The sequence below is a fragment of the Pseudomonas sp. LG1D9 genome (assembly GCF_002949995.1).
Lineage (GTDB): Bacteria > Pseudomonadota > Gammaproteobacteria > Pseudomonadales > Pseudomonadaceae > Aquipseudomonas > Aquipseudomonas proteolytica.
In genome coordinates, this window is the sequence record NZ_CP026881.1 from 3,970,377 (window position 1) to 3,990,060 (window position 19,684).

Genomic DNA, 19,684 nt, shown 5'->3' on the forward strand with positions numbered 1-19,684 from the left:
GGCCTCTGTTCAAGAATGTTGTAGAGGAGCCAGTCATGCGTTACATCAGCACCCGCGGCCAGGCACCGGCCCTGAATTTCGAAGACGTCCTGCTCGCAGGCCTCGCCACCGACGGCGGTCTGTACGTGCCGGAAAACCTGCCACGTTTCACCCAGGAAGAAATCGCCTCCTGGGCCGGCCTGCCGTACCACGAGCTGGCGTTCCGGGTCATGCGCCCGTTCGTCACCGGCAGCATCCCCGATGCCGATTTCAAAAAGATCCTCGAAGAGACCTACGGCGTGTTCTCCCACAACGCCATCGCTCCGTTGCGCCAACTGAACGGCAACGAATGGGTGCTGGAGCTGTTCCACGGCCCGACCCTGGCGTTCAAGGATTTCGCCCTGCAACTGCTCGGTCGCCTGCTGGACTACGTGCTGGAGAAACGCGGCGAACGCGTGGTGATCATCGGTGCCACCTCCGGTGATACCGGCTCGGCGGCCATCGAAGGCTGCAAGCACTGCGAAAACGTCGACATTTTCATCCTGCACCCGCACAACCGTGTCTCGGACGTGCAGCGCCGGCAGATGACCACTATCTTTGGCGAGAACATCCACAACATCGCCGTCGAAGGCAACTTCGATGACTGCCAGGAAATGGTCAAGGCCAGCTTCGCCGACCAGAGCTTCCTCAAGGGCACGCGCCTGGTGGCGGTGAACTCGATCAACTGGGCGCGGATCATGGCCCAGATCGTTTACTACTTCCACGCCTCGCTGCAGCTGGGCGGGCCGGCGCGTTCGGTGTCGTTCTCGGTGCCGACCGGCAACTTCGGCGATATCTTCGCCGGCTACCTGGCGCGCAACATGGGCCTGCCGATCAACCAATTGATCGTCGCCACCAACCGCAACGACATCCTGCACCGCTTCATGAGTGGCAACCAGTACGTCAAGGAAACCCTGCACGCGACCCTGTCGCCGTCGATGGACATCATGGTCTCGTCGAACTTCGAGCGTTTGCTGTTCGACATGCACGGCCGCAACGGCGCTGCATTGGCCGGCCTGATGGACAGCTTCAAGCAGGGTGGCGGTTTCAGCGTCGACCAGGAACGCTGGACCGAAACCCGCAAGCTGTTCGATTCCCTGGCGGTGGACGATGCCCAGACCTGCGAGACCATCGCCGAAGTCTATGCCCAGACCGGCGAGCTGCTGGACCCGCACACCGCCATTGGCGTCAAGGCCGCGCGCGAATGCCGCCGTAGCCTGGATATTCCGATGGTCATCCTCGGCACGGCCCATCCGGTGAAATTCCCCGAGGCGGTGCAGAAGGCCGGCGTCGGCAAAGCCCTGGAACTGCCGCCGCACCTGGCTGACCTGTTCGAGCGTGAAGAGCGTTGCACCGTGCTGCCTAACGACCTCAAAGCCATCCAGGCGTTTGTCAGCCAGCATGGCAATCGTGGGAAGCCGCTCTGAGTCCAGGAGTGCTGCTCGCGTAATGAAAACGGCGCTTGTCCAGAAATGGGCCAGCGCCGTTTTTCATGGGCGGGGTGCTGACCACCTGTGGCGAGGAGGCTTGCCCTCCGCTGGGCTGCGTAGCAGCCCCAACACCCCCACCTCGGTATATCTGATTAAACTGAGTAGGTCTTAATGGGGCTGCTGCGCAGCCCAGCGGAGGGCAAGCCTCCTCGCCACAGGTGGGAGTTGATCCTTAAGCGCGGTTACCGCAGCACACCCGATAACAACCAACAAGGAAGCCCACAAGGTGCCGTTCACGACCCGATGGCGCCAGTGCCTACTGAGCCTGCTCCTGCTCGGCCAACTGCCCGTCAGCCTGGCCGCCGTCAGCCTGCCGTTCAATCTGGTGCCGGCGTTTATCACCCTGCCGCCCATGACCCTGGCGCCCGCCGAACGGCAGTGGCTGGCACAGCATCGCACCTTGAAAGTGGGGATCTCTATCGATGATTACCAACCCATCGATATCACCCGTGATCACAATCGCTACCAGGGCATCAGCGCCGACTACTTGAGCCTGGTGGGCGCGCGCCTCGGCGTGCCCATGCAAGTGATGGGCTTCGCCGAGCGGGCCCAGGCAGTGGAGGCGTTGCGCAGCGGCGCTATTGATATCCTCACCAGTGCCAACGGCTACGAGCGGGATGTGCCCGGCCTGGCCTTTACCCCGGACTATATGCCGGACCGTTCCGTGGTGGTGGTGCGTACTGACGACGTCCTGCAAGACGACCTCAAGGATAAGAAAGTCGTGTTGCTTGATGGCTATGCCAACGTCAAGAACGTGCATGCGGCGTACCCGCAAAGCCACATCATGCTCGCGCCCAACCTCTACAGCGGCCTGGAAGCCTTGGCCCAGGGCGATGTGGATGCGTTTATCGGCAATGAAGTGATCGTGCGCGCCTACAAGTCCCTGCGCCCCTACCTGGGGATGCAGATCAAGGAGCAGAGCCGCCTGGCGCCGATTGGCTTTGCCTTCGCCACGCGTCAGGCCGACCCTTTGTTGGGCCGGATGATGGACCGCGCGCTGCACAGCATCGATGACTCGGTACGCCGCGAAATTCTCGCTCGCTGGACCACCGGCCTGGGGGTGGACGTTGACGGTGAGCGTATCCCCCTGACCGCCGCCGAGCAGGCCTGGATGCTGCGCCATCCCCAGGTAGTGGTGGCGGCCCAGCAATACTCGCCGTATGTATTCAAGGACAAGGATGGCCGCTGGGTAGGGATGAATATCGACCTGCTTAATCGCCTGTCGCGCATGACCGGTGTGCAGTTTGTCCTCGAGGAAGTGTTTTCTACCGCGCAAACCCTGGAACTCCTGGAAACCCACGGTGCGGACATGAGTACCACCCTGGTGGAAAATACCGAGCGCCGGCGCTTTCTCGATTTCAGCCATGGTTTTGGCGGCGCCGGCTGGGTGTTTGTCGAACGGGTCGATGCGCCGCCGGTGATCAACCTGAGCCACCTCTCGGGCAAGGTCCTGGCGTTGCCTGCGCGGCATGTGCTGGAGGCCTATATCCGTCGCGAATACCCAGAGATCCGCCTGCGCCTGGTGCCCAACTACATCGAGGCCCGCGCCTTGGTCGCCCGGGGAGACGCCGACGCGACCATCCAGAGTGAAGTGGAGGTACAGAGTTACCCGACCGATGAGTTGCGGGTCGGTCGCAGCGTCGATGGCAAGTGGTCCAGTGACAGCCTGGCCGTACGCAAGGACCATCCCGAGTTGCTGAGTATTTTGAACAAGGCCCTGGAGGCCTTGCCGGTGGCCGAACTGAGCGCCCTGCGCTTGCGTTGGATGGGCGCGGTGGCAGTCCCGGTGCCCGCCTGGCAGCGGGTGCCGTCGTGGGCCTACTGGACGGTCGCCACGGCGCTGCTGTTGGTGCTGATGTCGCTGGTCTGGAACAGCCGGCTCAAGCGCCAGATCCGCCAGCGGGTCGAGGCCGAGCGGCGGCTCAATGACCAGTTGGCCTTCAAGCGGGCCTTGCTCGACGGTATCCCCAACCCCGTATTTGTGCGCGATCTTGCTGGCCGCCTGGTCACCTGCAACAAAAGCTATGAGCAACAGATGTCCACCCGGCTGGAGCTGATTCGCGGCCTGACCCTGCCACAGAGCGCAGTGCTGCCTGACACCACGGCCTGGCGCCTGCATATCGGGCATATGGAGCAACTGGCCACACAGCAGTCGTTGTTTGTCGACCGCCAGTTGGAGTTCAACGGCGGCATTGCCCACGTCTATCAATGGACCGTGCCGTTTTATGACGCCAAGGGTCAGTTGCAGGGCTTGCTTGGCGGTTGGGTGGATATCAACGAGCGCAAGGTCCTGGAAACCCAACTGATGGACGCACGGCGCGCCGCTGATGCCGCGAACTACGCCAAGAGCGCCTTCGTGTCGAACCTCAGCCATGAGATCCGTACACCGATGACGGCGATTATCGGTCTGCTCGAACTGGAGCAGGAACGCGCCCTGGCCTCGGGGGCGCCTGTCTCCGAGGCGCTGCAGGTGGCCCATCGTTCGGCACGGGAACTGATCGCCTTGATGGGCGATAGCCTGGACCTGGCGAAGATCGAAGCCGGCCACCTGCAACTGGCGCCACAGACCACCGACCTGAAAGGTTTCTTTGAAGGCATCCAGCGACTGTTTGAAGCCACCGCGCAGAAAAAGGGCCTGCACCTGACCCTGGCGTTTGATCCCCAGGCGCAAGGCTTCTATTGGTTCGACCCGCTACGCCTGCGCCAGGTCATGCATAACCTGCTGGGCAATGCGCTGAAATTCACGCAGCACGGAGAAGTGCGCCTGCGTGTGGCCTGCCAGGTGGATGGTGACGGTCATGAATACCTGCACCTGTGCGTCGAAGACACCGGTCCCGGTATCAGCGTTGAACAGCAGGCCCGAGTGTTCAAGCCGTTTATCCAGGGCAGCCCGCTGACAGCGGCCGAGCATGGCGGCACCGGGTTGGGCTTGAGCATCTGCCAGCAGTTGGTGGATTTGATGGGTGGTGAGATCACCCTGCACAGTGCCTTGGGCGAAGGCACCACCGTGTGCATCGACCTGCGCCTGGACCGGGTCGGCAGTGACGACCTGCCCGCGCCAGCCGCCGCCGTGCCTGTGCAGGCACCGGGCCGGGCATTGTCGGTGCTGATTGTCGACGACCTGCCGGCCAACCGCCTGGTGCTGGCCCAGCAGTTGCAATTTCTCGGGCATCAGGTGGTGGCCCTCAATAGTGCCGAGGCGGCGTTGCAACGTTGGCGCAGCGAGGCGTTCGACGTGCTGGTGACCGATTGTCATATGCCGGGTATGTCCGGTTATGCCCTGGCCGAGGCCATTCGCCAGATAGAAGCCCAGGAGCAGCGCCCGCGTTGCGCGTTGGTGGGTTGCACCGCCGATGCCCAGGAAGACGAAGGGCAACGCGGCCGGCAGGCGGGTATGGATGTGCTGCTGGTCAAGCCGGTGACCCTGGAGCAATGGACCCAGGTATTGGCCCGGGTCACGGCCGTACCTGCCTTCGACCTGCAGGCCCTGCGCAAGATGACCCAGGCCGACGGGCCGATCCTGCAAAGCATGTTGCAGGAGCTGGCGAACAACCTTGAACACGAGCACCGCTTGTTGGGCAGCGCCATGGCCGAGCGCGACCTGGCGCAGTTGCGGGCCAGCCTGCATCGTCTCAAGGGTATTTGTTGCCTGGTGGATGCGCTGCCATTGGCCAAGGCCTGCATCGCCCTCGAAACCAGTGCCCGGGAGCACCGTGACGATGAACTGGCGCAGCACTGGCAAACCTTGTCCGCGACCATGGGGGTGTTGCAGCAAGAAATCCGGCCTTATCTACAGGCGCAAGAACAATAGGTGCAAGAATAGGACGCGTCCTATGGGGGCTTGCGCGGGTTTTGGCTAATGTGAACGATCTTGCACGTAGCCCCAGAGTTTCCCATGCGCTCACTCAAAGTCCTGATTCTCGAAGATCATCCGTTCCAGCTCATGGCCCTGCACCAGATGCTCAATGCCAACGGCGTGTTCAACGTACTCACGGCCGACAGCGTTGAGGTCGCCCGCCAGTCGCTGGCGAGCAAGGGCCCGGTGGATATCGCCATCTGCGATTTGTATCTGGAGCATGGCGACTCACTGGGGCTGATCCGCGAAATGGCTGAACACGGCCAGGCCCAGGTGCTGGTCCTGTTGAGCGACGCCGATCCCGATGTACTGGATGGCGTGGCCAACATGGCGCGCCAGGCGGGGCTCAATGTGCTGGGGTGCATGCCCAAGCCGGCTTCCGCCACTGCCATCGGGCAAATGCTCGAGGCGTGCCGGCAGCGCTTGCGACCTAGCCCGCAGGCGTTGTCCTGGGATCGCGTACGCCAGATGCTGGGGGTGAGTGAGTTCGCAACCGAGCAACTGTGCGCTGAAGTCGGCGAGGCGGCCATCGAGCGCTACGCCAGTGTCTGCTACCAGCCCATCGTCAGCCAGGCCGGTGACCTGCAAGGCGTGGAGGCGTTGGCACGCTGGCAAGACCCGGAGCATGGCCAGTTGATGCCCAGTGAGTTTCTGCCGTTGCTGGAGTTGGCGGGGCTGGAGCAGGCGTTTACCTGGTACGTGCTGGAGCAGGTGTTGCAGCTTTGCGCCCAGGTGACCCGGGACACGGGTCGGGAGCTGCCAGTATCGGTCAACATTCCCGGGCGGCTGCTGGAGCAGGAGCACTTCGCGCTGACCCTGCAAGGGCTGCTGCAACGCTATGCGGTACCCGCGCGCAACCTCACCCTGGAACTGGTGGAAACCTCGCGCCTGAAGACCGACAGCGCCCATGTCACTGGGTTGCTGCGCCTGCGGATGATCGGCTGCAAGCTGTCCATTGGCGATTTCGGCATCGGCGGTACCAGCCTGCAGCGTTTGCTGGAGTTGCCCTTCACCGAGTTGAAGATTCCCCCGGCGTTTGCCAGCGGGATGGCGGGCGACGAGCGCAAATGCGCGGTGGTCGCCGGCGCCATGAGCATGGCCGGGCACCTGGGGGTCGGCGTGGTGGTGACCGGGATTGAAACCCCCGCCGACCGCGACGCGGTGCGCGCGCTGGGGTCGGCATGGCTACAGGGTTGCCTGATTGCCCATCCGATGAGCGCCCAGGTGCTGCAACACTGGCTGGCGCAATCTACCGCGATTGCCCTGTAGGCGCCGGCTTGCCGGCGATAGCGGTCGAAAATCCTGCGCAGGACTTCAGGTGGCAAACCTAAGCCAACCCGTGTTCCTGCACGTAGATGAACAACGCGGCATCACTGATCAGCCCCAGCTTGCGCATGGCACTGACTTTCTGTGCGCTGACGGTCTGCTTGCTGCGATTGAGGTGCGCGGCAATCTCGCCCACGGTCTTGCCGCCTGCCAGCAAGCGGATCACTTCCAGTTCCCTGGGTGACAGCTGATGCTGCGAGTGCAGGCGATCAGCCCCCACTGCGCCTGCCAGGGCCAAGGCCTGTTGGATAGTGCGAGCCACATAGGGCCGCCGCTGGCGCACCTGGGCGATGGCCTCGGGGAGTTCATCGGCCAGGCTGGCCTTGCTCAACAGGCCCATGACCCCAAGCTCCAGGATCGAGTTGAACAGGCCGGCATTGTTGAGCATGGTCACCACCACCAGGGGCAGGTCGGGGTAATGCCGGCGCAGGTGCTCGATCAGGCGCAGGCCGTCGGCCTGGGGTTCGGCGGGCATCATGAAATCGCTGACCAGTACATCGCAGGGGCAGCGTTGCAGCAGGGCCGCGAGGGCCTGGGGCGAGTTGGCCTCACCGACGATGCGCACCTGCTCATCGCGCTCCAGCACTGCCCGCAAACCGATCAGGAAAATCGGATGATCGTCGGCGATGACAATACGCAAGGGCTGTTCAGACGCGTCTCTCACGGTGGACTCCGGCAATAATCAGGAGATTCTAGCCTGTCAGCGGCTGTTTTCTCTCTGTCATATTTGCCATGCATGCTCGATTGCCTCAGCCCAAAGGCGAACTTTGTGCTTTGGACGACGGTCATTTACCTGTAGGAGCGAGCTTGTTTCCGGGCGGCGTTCCTACAGTGGTTATTTCTTTTTCTCATGATTGAGTGGTGATCGAGATGGAAAGTATCAGCCTATTGCTCGGTGAAGCGCTGAGCCCTTATCAGGTCACGCTGACCACCTCGGGTGTACACGGCGAGTGCCTGGTGACGGTGAAGAGCCCGACGGGCGCTATCGTGGTTGAGCGCGAGGTGGATCGCGGGCAATTGACCGACAAGCGCGCCCTGGTGGACGTGGTGGATTGCCTGCACCGCGACCTGAAAATCGCCGAAGGGCGCCTGGAACCCTCGGTGATCGCAGCCTTGCGCAACGCCGCCCAGACACGCATCACCGTCCAGGCATGAACAAAGTTTTATCTTTGGAAACTTCCTACAGGAAGGCGAGTCAGACGTTGTAACAGCAGGATCAAGCATTGTGCTCCGGTGCTTGTAGCTTGTTGTACTGGTCTTTGTAGGCCACGTTTAACCCCGAGTTGTCTCCCCACTGCTCGGGGTTTCTTTTTGCCAAAAATTTATCAAGGCGGCGGTGTTTCACTGAAAAACCGCGGGTTGTCCCTGAGGTATTGCTCGCGCATCAGCGGGTCCAGCCTGTTGGCGTAGGACTCAAGCAGCGCTGCCTGGGGAATATTCTGCAACTCGCGGTTGATATGGCTGATGGCCTGGCGTCCCAGCGCGGTGTTCGAGCAACCGATATGGATCCGCTGATAACGCGGCATGCCCTTGATCGGATAGAACACCAGGTCCTGGGAATCCATGCCTTGTTGCGTGGCCTGGTAGCGGATTTCCGTCCAGTAGCCCAACACCGCTTCCAGCCGCCCCAGGCGCTGCATCTGCAGCAAACTGCCCAGTGCATCGTTGCCGTAGTGGGGGGTCAGCTCCAGTGGATCAGCGTGGATCAACTGTTCGTCAATCCCGGGTCCATAGCTACGCTCGGCGACAATCCCAAGACGTGTCTGCTGCGCACCAAGAAACCGCGCCAGATCGAATTTGCCGTCAACCACATAGCTTGCCAGGGCGTCCTGTCGGTTACGGCGAATCGCGATGCCATTGCTCAACACGGCAAATGCCGGTGTGGAAAAGACAATGTTCTTGGCCCGCGCGGGTGTCCATACCAGCGAGGGATCGCAGGTGAAGGAGGGCGCATTGAGCATTTGGATGCCACGGGCGCGATTGACGTGCAGGATCTGGTGGCGATATTGCGGCAGGCGCTCGATCAATAACGGCAGCATTTTATCAATGCTGCCCTGATCCTTTTGCGGGCCGTCGAAGATAGTCATCGGCGGCAGGTCGCGCACCAGCCAGGTCAACGTTTCCTGTGCCTGGCTCGATAGCGGCAGCGCCACGAGCAGCGGGGCGGTGAGCCATAGGCGCCGCAGCGCCCTGATGAAACGGGCGGCCATTATCTTGAACGTGCTCCGAGCTGCATCAGATCGCGCCCTCCTTGCGCAAATGGGCCACGGCGCTGCTGTCGTAACCCAGGGCTTGCAGAATCACGGTATTGTGCTCACCCAGCTGTGGCCCGACCCACTCACAACTGCCAGGGGTGTCCGACAGCTTGGGCACGATACCGGGCATCTTGAAATCCTTGCCGTCGGGCAGTTGGGCCTTGAGGAACATTTCCCGGGCCAGGTATTGCGGGTCGCCCAGCATATCTTCGGCGCTGTAGATCCGGCTGGCCGGCACTTCGGCCAGGTTCAACTGCTCCACCACCTGCTCCAGTGACAAGCTGTTGACCCAGCGGTCGATCACGCCGTACAGCTCGTCGCGCCGGCTATCGCGGCCATCGTTGCTGGCCAGTTGTGGGTCATTGGCCAGGTCCTCACGACCGACCGCCAGCATGAAGCGCTTGAAGATCGCATCGCCATTGGCGCCAATTTGCACGTGCTTGCCATCGGCGGTGGTATGGATCGATGACGGGGTAATGCCCGGCATGATGTTGCCGGTGCGCTCGCGGATAAACCCGAACACATCGAACTCCGGGATCATGCTTTCCATCATCGCGAAGATGGCTTCATACAACGCCACATCCACCACTTGGCCCAGGCCACCGTTGATCTCGCGATGCCGCAAGGCCATCAGTGCGCCAATCACCGCCCACAGCGCGGCGATGGAATCGCCAATGGAAATCCCGGTGCGTACCGGCGGGCGGTCCTCGAAACCGGTGATGTAGCGCAGGCCACCCATGGACTCACCGACCGCGCCGAAGCCCGGTTGATCCTTCATCGGCCCGGTCTGGCCAAAACCCGAGAGCCGGACCATCACCAGCCTGGGGTTCAGGGCGTGCAGGGTGTCCCAGTCCAGGCCGAGTTTTTCGAGGACGCCGGGGCGGAAGTTCTCGATCAGGATGTCGGCGTCTGCCAGCAGTTGCTTGAGGATCGCCAGGCCGTCCGGATGCTTGAGGTTCAGGGTCAGGGACTTTTTATTGCGTGCCTGCACGAACCACCACAGCGAGGTGCCTTCATACAGCTTGCGCCATTTGCGCAGCGGGTCGCCGCCGTCAGGGGATTCGACCTTGATCACGTCGGCCCCGAACTCGGCGCAGATGCGCGAGGCGAACGGGCCGGCGATCAGTGTGCCCAGTTCGATGACTTTCAGGCCGGCAAGCGGTTTGGCGGTAAACGACATGAGGTTCCTTACAAGCGCAGGCAGGTGTGTATTGCCTTTTAACATAGGCGAGCGCCCCAGGGATAAGGATGATGCAGCGCAGGATTCGTTGAATGACCCCGCCATCGGTTAGACTGGCCGCCTTTTCCTGTCTCTAGAAGTCCGTTCATGGCCCAGCCGTCCACGACCTACAAGTTTGAACTCAACCTGACCGACCTCGATCGTTCGGTGTACGAGAGCGTCAAGCAAACCATCGCCCGTCACCCGTCGGAAACCGAAGAGCGCATGACCGTGCGTCTGCTGGCCTACGCCCTTTGGTACAACGAGCAGTTGTCGTTTGGTCGTGGACTGTCAGATGTAGACGAACCAGCGCTGTGGGAAAAAAGCCTGGATGATCGGGTCCTGCACTGGATCGAAGTCGGCCAGCCCGATGCCGACCGCCTGACCTGGTGTTCGCGTCGCACCGAACGTACCAGCCTGCTGGCCTACGGCAGCCTGCGGGTGTGGGAAGGCAAGGTGGTGCCGGTGGCCAACAACCTGAAAAACGTACATATCGCCGCCGTGCCCCAGGAAATCCTGGAAATCCTGGCCAAGGACATGCCACGGGTGATCAAGTGGGATGTGATGATCAGCGAAGGCACGATCTTCGTCACCGATGACCGCGGCCAGCATGAAGTGCAACTGCAGTGGCTGGTCGGCGAACGCGGCTAGAACCCAACACCGCCCTCTGTAGGAGCGAGCTTGCTCGCGAAGGGCGTCCACGATAACGCGGGCATTCAGAATTATTGCGGTGCCCATGCGTTTTTCGCGAGCAAGCTCGCTCCTACAGGGTGAGCATTTTTATCTATAGCTAGAGAAGCCCCCATCACCCCATGCGTATCGATCCCCGCCCATTGCCCGCTGTCCTGCCGTTCCTCGGTGAATTGCCACCATTGCTGACCCGTCTCTACGCCGCCCGTGGCGTGACCTCGCAGGATGAGCTGGATAAGAGCCTGGCGCGGTTGATTCCGTATCAGCAGCTCAAAGGGATCGATGCCGCCGTGGACTTGCTGGTGACGGCCCTGGAACAACGCCAGCGGATCCTGATCGTCGGCGACTTCGATGCCGATGGCGCCACAGCCAGTACCGTGGGCACCCTCGGCCTGCGCTTGCTCGGGGCCGCCCATGTCGATTACCTGGTACCCAACCGCTTCGAATACGGCTATGGCCTGACCCCGGAAATCGTCGCCGTGGCCTTGCAGCGCGAGCCGCAGTTGCTGATCACCGTGGACAACGGCATCTCCAGTGTCGAAGGCGTGGCGGCGGCGAAGGCGGCGGGGCTCAAGGTGCTGGTCACCGACCACCACTTGCCCGGCGATGAACTGCCGGCGGCCGATGCCATCGTCAACCCGAACCAACCCGGCTGCACATTCCCCAGCAAGGCCCTGGCCGGCGTGGGGGTGATTTTCTACGTGTTGATGGCCTTGCGCGCGCGTTTGCGCAGCTTGGGTTGGTACGACAAACAGCCGCAGCCCAATATCGGCGAGTTGCTCGACCTGGTCGCCCTGGGCAGTGTGGCCGACGTGGTACCGCTGGATGCCAACAACCGCATCCTGGTCTACCAGGGCCTGGAACGGATCCGCGCCGGGCGTGCGCGGCCGGGCATCAAGGCGATCCTCGAAGTGGCCAAGCGCGACGCTGCGCGTATCACCTCCACCGACCTGGGCTTTATCCTCGGCCCGCGGCTCAACGCGGCCGGGCGCCTGGATGACATGAGCCTGGGCATCGAATGCCTGCTCACCAGCGACTTCGCCCAGGCCCGGGAAATGGCCGCGCAACTGGATGGCATGAACCAGGACCGCAAGGCCATCGAGCAGGGCATGCAGCGCGAAGCCCTGGCCCAGCTCAAGGACTTGCCGGTGGAGTCGATGCCATTCGGCCTGTGCCTGTTCGACCCGGAGTGGCATCAGGGGGTCATCGGGATCCTCGCCTCGCGTATGAAAGAACGCTATTTCCGCCCGACCATTGCCTTTGCCGATGCCGGTGATGGCCTGCTCAAGGGCTCTGGGCGTTCGGTGCCGGGGTTCCACATCCGCGACGCGCTGGCGGTGGTGGCCAGCCAGCATCCGAACCTGATCGCCAAATACGGCGGCCACGCCATGGCGGCGGGCCTGACCTTGCCTGAAGCGAACTTCCCGCTGTTCGCCGAAGCCTTCGACGCCGAAGTGCGCCGGCAACTGCGTGAAGAAGACCTCACCGGGCGCCTGTTGTCCGATGGCACCCTGGCCGTGGAGGAATTCCACCTGGAACTGGCCCGCGCCCTGCGCAATGCCGGGCCCTGGGGCCAGCATTTTCCCGAGCCGTTGTTTCACGGGGTATTTCAACTGGTGGAGCAACGGGTGGTGGGCGAGCGTCACCTCAAGGTGGTGCTCAAGAGTGAGTGTGGCGCGGTGAAACTCGATGGCATTGCCTTTGGCATCGACCGCGAAGTGTGGCCCAACCCGACCATTCGCTGGGTGGAGCTGGCCTACAAGCTGGACGTCAACGAATTCCGTGGCCAGGAAACCGTGCAATTGATGATTGCCCACATCGAACCGCGCTGAACCCTGTGCAATCCCCGGTTGTCGACTAGTCTCTAAGCACTGTGTGATTGGTCTTGTGACCTTGTCTGTTTTTTAGCCCGAAGGGGACGGGCCTTTCATCTTTTCGTCACGCGCACCGGTCAGACAGAACCCTGGAGCCAATGCCCACCGGATACGAGAAGAGGTGCCCCATGAGTCTGTTGCTTGAACCCTATACCCTGCGCCAATTGACCCTGCTCAACCGCATTGCCGTCTCGCCGATGTGCCAGTACTCCGCCGTCGATGGCCTGGCCAATGACTGGCACCTGGTGCACCTGGGCAGCCGCGCTGTAGGCGGCGCTGGTCTGATTTTCAGCGAAGCCACCGCCGTGACCGCTGATGGCCGCATCACCGCCCAGGACCTGGGCCTGTGGAATGATGCCCAGATTGAACCGTTGCAGCGCATCACCCGCTTTATCAGCGCCCAAGGGGCGGTGGCAGGCATTCAACTGGCCCACGCCGGGCGCAAGGCCAGCACCCACCGGCCGTGGATCGGCAAGCATGGCAGCGTCAAGCCCGAAGATGGCGGCTGGGTGCCGGTAGGCCCGTCGCCCATCGCCTTCGACCCACAGCACACCGCGCCACGGCAATTGGATGAAGGGCAAATCCGACAGGTGATTGGCGATTTTGTGGCCGCCGCCAAGCGCGCCCTGACCGCAGGTTTCAAAGTGGTGGAAATCCACGCCGCCCATGGTTATCTGCTGCATCAGTTTCTGTCGCCCCTGAGCAATCAGCGCCAGGATCAATATGGCGGCTCCTTTGAAAACCGTATTCGCCTGGTGTTGCAAGTCACCGAAGCGGTGCGTGAGGTGTGGCCGCAAGAGCTGCCGTTGTTTGTGCGCGTTTCAGCCACCGACTGGGTGGAAGACGGCTGGAACCCGGATGAAACCGTGGAACTGGCCCGTCGCCTGAAAGACCTGGGCGTGGACCTGATCGACGTATCCTCCGGTGGCACTGCGGCCAACGCAGAAATCCCTACGGGGCCCGGTTATCAAACGCGCTTTGCCGAGCGTGTGCGCAAGGAGTCCGGCATGGCCACGGGCACGGTGGGCATGATTACCGAGCCGGCCCAGGCCGAACATATTCTGCGCACCTGCCAGGCCGATATCATCTTCCTTGCCCGTGAACTGCTGCGTGATCCGTATTGGCCGCTGCACGCCGATGACGACCTGGGCGGGCGCAAGGCGATCTGGCCGGCGCAATACCAACGGGCGACGCACCGCGACCAGCCGATTCATGAGTCTGACTTGCGCGACTGATTGTTTACATTTATCACCCAGACCCACCGCTGATCACGGTGGGTTTTTGTGCCTGTCGCCGGGGAGTGACGATCCTGGGGTTTATTGGCTGCGCCGCCAGTTCGGCCAGGCCAGTAGCGTCGCGGCGCGCAACAACCACTCGAACGGCCCATAGGGGTGGCGGCGCAGCCAGTGCGTGCTCAGCCACATTTGCAGGACAAAAATCGCCGCCGCCATGGGTAACAGCAGCCAGGGTTCGACCTGGTTGATCCAGCCAGCGCCGTAGCCTGTGAACAGCAGTCCGAGCAGCATCGATTGCATGAGGTAATTGCTCAAGGCCATCTTGCCCAGCGGCGCCAGGCGCGCGCACAGCCTGGCGCCGGCGGTGGTGTTGAACAGCGCCAGCATCAATAGGCAGCTGTCAGCAGCGGTGCCGTCAGTTGGCCGAGGCCGAAGGCAAAGGTTTCCAGGCCGCCGCCTGGTTTGAAAGCGGCGGTCAGGGCGTAGACCAGCGCTCCGAGCAGGCCCAGTGGGGCAGTGATTAGCAGCAGGCGCCGGGCACGGGGATCCCAGGCCTGTGGCGACGCCAGCCACTGCTGTCGCCCGGCGGCGTAGCCGAACAGGAACATCGCCAGCGCGCTGGGGCCCTGCAATAGCCATAACGCAGGCACCGTGGCCCACACCTCCCGACTATGAAATTGCAAGGTCTGCAGGGCACCGGCGGAAAACGCCGCGAGTTTTGCCTGGCCTTCGCCATGACCCGTGCCGACCCATTCACCTCCCAGCCCCTGCAACACACCCAGCACCATCCACAGTGCACAGGCGACCACCACCAGGCCGATTGCCCACCGCCGGGCGCGGGCCGCTGACAGGTTGCGGGCGGCCAGCAGCACCAGGCCCAGCAGGGCATAAGTCGAGAGAATCTCCCCGTAGTACAACAGGGCTCCATGCACCAGGCCCAATGCTAGCAGTGCCAGTTGCCTGCGCAGCATGCGCGGGACGAACGCGGCCTTGGCACGCTCGGCGGCGGCCATTTGCAGGGTGAAGCTGTAGCCGAACAGGAAGGAAAACAGCAGGTAGAACTTGGTCTCGAACAACAATGCCACCAGCAACCGCACCCCGTGATCGAGCACGCTGGCGTAGGCCGGATTGCTGGCCGTCGAGGCGTAGAAGGGATCGGCAAAGGCCCAGATATTGACGCTGAGGATGCCGAACAAGGCAAACCCGCGCAGCGCATCGACCTGGACCAGGCGCGCAGTGGCCGTTGCTGGCATGTTCAACGCCCCTGCAGCAGGTGAACCACCAAGCCCTGCAGGACCGTGGTCTGCTGCTCGGGGTGGAAGTCCGGGTCGGCGGCCACGCGGGCGAACATGCCATCGATCAAGGCGGCCAGCCAGTTGGCCGCGTCGGGCACGCTCAATGCGGTGTGCAATTGCCCGGCCTGGTCGGCGGCCCTTACCAGTGCTTCCAGGCCGTCACGCAAGGAACGGTCATTGGCCTTTACCAACCGCGCCACGGCTTCGTCGCGATGACCCAGGGCCGAGATCTCCAGCGCCAGGCCAGCATAGTGGCGGTCGCAGGCCAATTGGCAGACCTGATCAAGGAAAGCCAGCAACTGCGCCATTGGATCAGCCGCCTTGGCCAGCGGCGCCATGGCCTGTTGGATCTCGGCACCTTCGCGGGCCACCAGCGCCAGCAACACCTCGTGCTTGCTGGCGAAATAGTGGAACAGATTGCCCGCGCTCATACCGGCCCGGGCGCAGATATCAGCGGTGCGCGTGGCGACAAAACCGGCCTCGGCAAAACACTGGGACGCGGCATCCAACAGGGCCATGCGTTTGCTTTCGCGTTGTTGGGGATCACTGGTGCGCATGCCGGCCTCATTGATTAATTGAGTAGTCAGTCAATTTATGAGGCGTAAGAATTTTCCGCAAGCTTTTTGCTTCAATCGAATTATTTAAGTGAATACTCTAAAAAAATCTCACAGGCGCCAGGATAGTTTCTACGCTTGAAGTAAGGCGGCTTCTGGCCCGGGAAGTCAGTCTGTTTGCTCGCTGAGGCATTGCACTTCGCGGACAGGGTTATGGGCATTAGGAGTTGTTGTTTATTACACGGAGAAACATTCCATGGCCAAGTCCATTGGTGTAACAGGGGTTCTGGTGCTTTTTTTCAGCCGCAGGCTGTCGTTGCATGGCCGTCGGTTGAGCTCGGATGAGGCACAACTGCTGGAGCAATACCGCGCCTTGACCGAAAACGATCAAGTTGCAATGCGCTACTTGATTGGCGCGATGAAAAGCATTTCACGCTTTTGACCCGGCCACGGCGTTCCCACGCACTCAGTGCGTGGGAACGTTTGGCATCAGCTGTACTTGCGTTTGTCCGGTGCGGGTGGGAAGTACTGGTACAACCAGGTTTCACTCAAGGTCCGGTCATTGGTGCGAATGAACAGGCGCATTTCCACCGGCTCCAAGCTGTCGCTGGTCGGGTACCAGTCGAAGAGGATGCGGTAGCCCTTGATGTCATCGAGCACCAGCACACTGAAATCTTTCACTTCGCCATGGGAGCAGGTCACCACTGGCTCGATGCCGGTGCCTGCGGGCAGACGGTCGAGGCCACCGCCCTTGAAATCCACGGCAAAACGGCGGGCCCAGACCGGCGGGTAGTGCTCGCCCGGTGCCCAGCCTTCGGTGAAACCGCCCATGCCGGAACGGGTGGCATTGACCTGCGCCAGCGGCGTGCTGACCGGGGGCAGGGCGCTCCAGTAGAGCTTGTAGCCAAAGTTCAGGGAGTCGCCGGCGGCCACCGGTTTCTTTGGGGTCCAGAAGGCGACGATGTTGTCCATGGTCTCGCCGGTGGTAGGGATTTCCAGCAGGTCGACAGAGCCTTCGCCCCACGCAGTGGTCGGTTCTACCCACAGGCTCGGGCGCTTGCTGTACCAGTCGACAGTGTCCTGGTAGCTGGCAAATTCATGGTCGGTCTGTACCAGGCCAAAACCTTTCGGGTCTTTATCGGCGAAGGCATTGAATTGCAGCTTGGCCGGGTTGTTCAGCGGGCGGCAGATCCACTCGCCGTTGCCGCGCCACATCGCCAGGCGGTCGGAATCGTGGATCTGCGGGTGAATGGTGTCGCACATGCGCCGCTCATGGGTGCCGCAGCTGAACATGCTGGTCATGGGCGCGATGCCCATCTGCTGGATCGCAGTCCGCGCGTTGATATGGGCGTCGATGGCCATCACCACCTGGGTGGCCTGGCAATCGATGTCGAAGCGGTAGGCGCCAGTGGCGCTCGGCGAGTCGAGCAGGGCGTAGACCACGAAACGGGTGCTGTCCTTGTCCGGCGTCTCGAACCAGAACTGGGTGAAATCGGGGAACTCTTCGCGTTTGCTGGCGTAGGTATCGATAGCCAGGCCGCGTGCCGAAAGACCGTACTGGCCGGTGTTATCCACCGCACGGAAATAGCTGGCGCCGAGGAAAGACACTACATCGTGGCGGTCCAGCTCCGGGGCCTTGAACAGCTTGAAACCGGAAAAGCCCAGGTCGCCCTTGAGCTGCTGGGTATCGACCGTGGTTTTTTCATAGTTGAACAGCGATGGACGGAAATGCACCTCCCGCGCCTGACGGGTCTTGGGGTCGACACTGTGCATGCGCACCGGGTTCTTGAAGCCCATGCCGACGTGGAAAAACTGCACGTCCAGTTGGCCTTTGAGGTCTTTCCACAACGAATGATTGGCGTCGTAGCCAATGGCATTGAAATTCTGCGGGGTCATGGTCGCCAGGGTCGGCGGCAGTACCTGGCGCGTGTCCTGATACTGTTTGCCAGCCAGTTGCTTGGCTTGCAGCTTGAGCCAATCGAAGTCGAACGCCTTGGCGTCGCCATCGGCTGCACGATTCCCGGCCCAGGCCTGAGCGGCGAGCAGGCCACTGGCCGACAGCCCGGTGTAGGCCGCGATGGCCATGGACGCTTTGAGCAAATTCCTGCGGTGCATAAATACAACCTGTGGTGAGCAATCCCGTGCCGTTCCTGGCGCGTGCTGGATCAGAAATAACGGTTCGGACATGCCTTCGGCCAAACGCAACGGACAGTAAACAGATGCCAGATAGCTTAAGGGGTTCGGTGGGGAAGGAAAATTGATTGATGGCGGGATGATGGCGTTGCATGTGAAACAAGACGTGTCAGCAGTGGGGCCTGTATAGGAGTACATATCCGTTTGCTGCGGTAACGGCGGCTATGGGTTCCGCCCATACGGCGGGTCACTTTGGAAAAGAGCCCCAAAGTAACCAAAGGGCTCTTGCCCCACCACTCGGTGCCTCGCCTAGGCTCGGCATGCCCGCAGTCAGGCATTGCTCCGTGGGCCCGCCGCGATCGGCCATCCATGGCCGTGTCGCGGCTACCCCGGCATCCTGCCGGGGTGCCCACTGCGCAATACCTGCCTGCGGCCATCGTGGTTTGACGGGGCGCCTAAGATCAAAAGCCAGATCAAAAGCAGAGCAACAGCAACAACAAAGCCAGAGCGCGAAGCTGCATTCCCTTGTGGGAGCAGGCAAGCCAGCTCCCACAAGGGGTACGCGCACGCTTCGACGATCAGGTCGGCTGTCAGGCCGCCTCGCTCTGCTTGTGATTTTGATCTTAGGCGCCCCGTTAAACCACGCTGGCCGTAATCCGATATTGATTTGGGGGGTAAACCGGCAGGACGCCGGTTTAGCCGCGCTGGGCCATGGATGGCCCATCGCGGCGGCCCCCCAAATCAATGTCGGATTACGGGCATGCCGAGCCTAGGCGAGGCACCGAGTGGTGGGGCAAGAGCCCTTTGGTTACTTTGGGGCTTTTCCAAAGTGACCCGCCGTAAGGGCGGAACCCTAAGTGGCCGTAACCGCAGCAACGGATATGTACCCAACCCCAACCCCAACCCCAACCCCAGTTGAGTTACATCTGGAAGCACTCTATATCCAGGAATATTGGCACTTAGTTTTACGCTGACAGCCTATTAAACCTATGAACCCAAGTTTCTGGAGGCTATGAATGAATACCCGTGGATTGCTTGATCAGTTGCTCAAGTCCGGCCAGGACATGCTGCAAAAAAAGGCGGGCGGTCAACGTAAAGGCGATGACAAAGGCGCACTGGGCGGCCTGCTCGGCGGTGGCGGGCTCGGCAGTCTGTTGGGCGGCGCGGGTGGCGGGGCGTTGGCCGCCGGGGCCATGGGCCTGCTGCTGGGCAACAAAAAAGCCCGCAATTTTGGCGGTAAAGCCCTCACCTATGGCGGTCTCGCAGCACTAGGCGTAATTGCCTACAAGGCCTACGGCAACTGGCAGGCACAACAGGCCGGCGCACCTAAAGGCGAGCCACAGACCCTCGACCGCTTGCCTCCGGCCCAGGTCGAGCTGCACAGCCAGGCAATTCTCAAGGCCCTGGTGGCCGCGGCCAAGGCCGATGGCCATGTGGACGAGCGCGAGCGCACCTTGATCGAAGGTGAGTTCGTCAAGCTCGACAACGACCAGGAGCTGCAACACTGGCTGCATGCCGAGCTCAACAAACCCTTGGACCCTGCTGATGTAGCCCGCGCCGCCAGCACCCCGGAAATGGCCGCCGAAATGTACATCGCCAGCGTCATGCTGGTGGACGAGGAAAACTTCATGGAGAAGTCCTACCTCGACGAACTGGCCCGCCAGCTCAAGTTGGAACCGGGGCTTAAGACGGAACTGGAAAAACAGGTACGCCAAGCCACGCTCTGACCCGCCCCGCAC

Annotated in this window: 16 protein-coding genes; 9 read left to right on the forward strand and 7 right to left on the reverse strand. The window is 61.9% G+C overall.

Annotated elements, in window-relative coordinates:
• Positions 1–35 precede the first annotated feature (35 nt).
• The 3 genes from thrC (at position 36) to C5F71_RS18580 (ending at position 6,633) form a co-directional block, all read left to right on the forward strand.
• Complete coding sequence (gene thrC / locus C5F71_RS18570) at positions 36–1,445, forward strand: threonine synthase (protein WP_029296283.1); 1,410 nt, start codon at positions 36–38, stop codon at positions 1,443–1,445.
• Positions 1,446–1,734: 289 nt separating this feature from the next.
• Positions 1,735–5,319 carry an ATP-binding protein gene (locus tag C5F71_RS18575; RefSeq protein WP_256587912.1) on the forward strand — a complete coding sequence of 1,195 codons (3,585 nt, stop codon included), beginning with the start codon at positions 1,735–1,737 and terminating at the stop codon, positions 5,317–5,319.
• An 84-nt stretch (positions 5,320–5,403) separates the two neighbouring features.
• On the forward strand, positions 5,404–6,633 hold the full coding sequence (locus C5F71_RS18580) for an EAL domain-containing protein (protein WP_104911697.1): 1,230 nt from the start codon (positions 5,404–5,406) through the stop codon (positions 6,631–6,633).
• A gap of 58 nt (positions 6,634–6,691) precedes the next feature.
• On the opposite strand, the gene C5F71_RS18585 is transcribed toward C5F71_RS18580, so the two are convergent.
• On the reverse strand, positions 6,692–7,354 hold the full coding sequence (locus tag C5F71_RS18585; protein ID WP_104911698.1) for a response regulator transcription factor: 663 nt from the start codon (positions 7,352–7,354) through the stop codon (positions 6,692–6,694).
• A 206-nt stretch (positions 7,355–7,560) separates the two neighbouring features.
• Here C5F71_RS18585 and C5F71_RS18590 point away from each other — a divergent pair, with 206 nt between their 5' ends.
• Positions 7,561–7,845 carry a DUF3509 domain-containing protein gene (locus C5F71_RS18590; RefSeq protein ID WP_070994768.1) on the forward strand — a complete coding sequence of 95 codons (285 nt, stop codon included), beginning with the start codon at positions 7,561–7,563 and terminating at the stop codon, positions 7,843–7,845.
• 170 nt (positions 7,846–8,015) lie between these two features.
• Here C5F71_RS18590 and C5F71_RS18595 read toward each other — a convergent pair whose 3' ends face one another.
• Both C5F71_RS18595 and C5F71_RS18600 read right to left on the reverse strand, forming a co-directional pair.
• Positions 8,016–8,900: a TIGR02285 family protein gene (locus tag C5F71_RS18595; protein ID WP_104911699.1), complete on the reverse strand. Its 885-nt coding sequence runs from the start codon at positions 8,898–8,900 to the stop codon at positions 8,016–8,018.
• 25 nt (positions 8,901–8,925) lie between these two features.
• Positions 8,926–10,125 carry a CaiB/BaiF CoA-transferase family protein gene (locus C5F71_RS18600; RefSeq protein ID WP_104911700.1) on the reverse strand — a complete coding sequence of 400 codons (1,200 nt, stop codon included), beginning with the start codon at positions 10,123–10,125 and terminating at the stop codon, positions 8,926–8,928.
• A 147-nt stretch (positions 10,126–10,272) separates the two neighbouring features.
• Between C5F71_RS18600 and C5F71_RS18605 the strand changes: the two genes are divergently transcribed.
• From C5F71_RS18605 to C5F71_RS18615, 3 genes are all read left to right on the forward strand, one after another.
• On the forward strand, positions 10,273–10,815 hold the full coding sequence (locus C5F71_RS18605) for a YaeQ family protein (RefSeq protein ID WP_029296298.1): 543 nt from the start codon (positions 10,273–10,275) through the stop codon (positions 10,813–10,815).
• A 161-nt stretch (positions 10,816–10,976) separates the two neighbouring features.
• Entirely contained in the window at positions 10,977–12,686 is a 1,710-nt protein-coding gene (gene recJ / locus C5F71_RS18610) for a single-stranded-DNA-specific exonuclease RecJ (RefSeq protein WP_029296300.1), read from the forward strand.
• 170 nt (positions 12,687–12,856) lie between these two features.
• Positions 12,857–13,963, forward strand: a complete 1,107-nt coding sequence (locus tag C5F71_RS18615) for an NADH:flavin oxidoreductase/NADH oxidase (protein WP_029296302.1) — start codon at positions 12,857–12,859, stop codon at positions 13,961–13,963.
• Between the two features lie 81 nt (positions 13,964–14,044).
• Here C5F71_RS18615 and C5F71_RS29360 read toward each other — a convergent pair whose 3' ends face one another.
• From C5F71_RS29360 to C5F71_RS18625, 3 genes are read right to left on the reverse strand one after another with little or no spacing between them, the layout of a single operon-like run.
• A complete protein-coding gene (locus C5F71_RS29360; protein WP_256587914.1) occupies positions 14,045–14,350 on the reverse strand; it encodes a DUF418 domain-containing protein in 306 nt (101 codons plus the stop codon).
• Positions 14,350–15,216, reverse strand: a complete 867-nt coding sequence (locus C5F71_RS18620; RefSeq protein WP_256587915.1) for a DUF418 domain-containing protein — start codon at positions 15,214–15,216, stop codon at positions 14,350–14,352. The genes C5F71_RS29360 and C5F71_RS18620 overlap by 1 nt, the downstream gene beginning before the upstream one ends.
• A 2-nt stretch (positions 15,217–15,218) precedes the next feature.
• A complete protein-coding gene (locus C5F71_RS18625; protein WP_070994765.1) occupies positions 15,219–15,815 on the reverse strand; it encodes a TetR/AcrR family transcriptional regulator in 597 nt (198 codons plus the stop codon).
• Between the two features lie 253 nt (positions 15,816–16,068).
• Between C5F71_RS18625 and C5F71_RS18630 the strand changes: the two genes are divergently transcribed.
• Positions 16,069–16,254: a hypothetical protein gene (locus C5F71_RS18630; protein ID WP_029296308.1), complete on the forward strand. Its 186-nt coding sequence runs from the start codon at positions 16,069–16,071 to the stop codon at positions 16,252–16,254.
• A 47-nt stretch (positions 16,255–16,301) separates the two neighbouring features.
• On the opposite strand, the gene C5F71_RS18635 is transcribed toward C5F71_RS18630, so the two are convergent.
• Positions 16,302–17,927, reverse strand: coding sequence for a glucan biosynthesis protein D (locus tag C5F71_RS18635; protein ID WP_104911701.1), 1,626 nt, complete (start codon positions 17,925–17,927; stop codon positions 16,302–16,304).
• Between the two features lie 1,034 nt (positions 17,928–18,961).
• On the opposite strand from C5F71_RS18635, the gene C5F71_RS18645 reads away from it, so the two are divergent.
• The gene (locus C5F71_RS18645) at positions 18,962–19,672 is read left to right on the forward strand and encodes a tellurite resistance TerB family protein (RefSeq protein WP_029300194.1); all 711 of its coding nucleotides are present in this window, start codon (positions 18,962–18,964) and stop codon (positions 19,670–19,672) included.
• Positions 19,673–19,684 lie beyond the last annotated feature (12 nt).

Excerpts from the sequence above, each read along its gene's own strand:
- C5F71_RS29360 (WP_256587914.1), bottom strand. The coding sequence starts at position 14,350 with ATGCTGGCGCTGTTCAACACCACCGCCGGCGCCAGGCTGTGCGCGCGC.
- thrC (WP_029296283.1), top strand. The coding sequence starts at position 36 with ATGCGTTACATCAGCACCCGCGGCCAGGCACCGGCCCTGAATTTCGAA.
- C5F71_RS18620 (WP_256587915.1), bottom strand. The coding sequence starts at position 15,216 with ATGCCAGCAACGGCCACTGCGCGCCTGGTCCAGGTCGATGCGCTGCGC.
- C5F71_RS18580 (WP_104911697.1), top strand. The coding sequence starts at position 5,404 with ATGCGCTCACTCAAAGTCCTGATTCTCGAAGATCATCCGTTCCAGCTC.
- C5F71_RS18615 (WP_029296302.1), top strand. The coding sequence starts at position 12,857 with ATGAGTCTGTTGCTTGAACCCTATACCCTGCGCCAATTGACCCTGCTC.
- C5F71_RS18630 (WP_029296308.1), top strand. The coding sequence starts at position 16,069 with ATGGCCAAGTCCATTGGTGTAACAGGGGTTCTGGTGCTTTTTTTCAGC.
- C5F71_RS18635 (WP_104911701.1), bottom strand. The coding sequence starts at position 17,927 with ATGCACCGCAGGAATTTGCTCAAAGCGTCCATGGCCATCGCGGCCTAC.
- C5F71_RS18590 (WP_070994768.1), top strand. The coding sequence starts at position 7,561 with ATGGAAAGTATCAGCCTATTGCTCGGTGAAGCGCTGAGCCCTTATCAG.
- C5F71_RS18600 (WP_104911700.1), bottom strand. The coding sequence starts at position 10,125 with ATGTCGTTTACCGCCAAACCGCTTGCCGGCCTGAAAGTCATCGAACTG.
- C5F71_RS18645 (WP_029300194.1), top strand. The coding sequence starts at position 18,962 with ATGAATACCCGTGGATTGCTTGATCAGTTGCTCAAGTCCGGCCAGGAC.
- C5F71_RS18595 (WP_104911699.1), bottom strand. The coding sequence starts at position 8,900 with ATGGCCGCCCGTTTCATCAGGGCGCTGCGGCGCCTATGGCTCACCGCC.
- C5F71_RS18605 (WP_029296298.1), top strand. The coding sequence starts at position 10,273 with ATGGCCCAGCCGTCCACGACCTACAAGTTTGAACTCAACCTGACCGAC.
- recJ (WP_029296300.1), top strand. The coding sequence starts at position 10,977 with ATGCGTATCGATCCCCGCCCATTGCCCGCTGTCCTGCCGTTCCTCGGT.
- C5F71_RS18625 (WP_070994765.1), bottom strand. The coding sequence starts at position 15,815 with ATGCGCACCAGTGATCCCCAACAACGCGAAAGCAAACGCATGGCCCTG.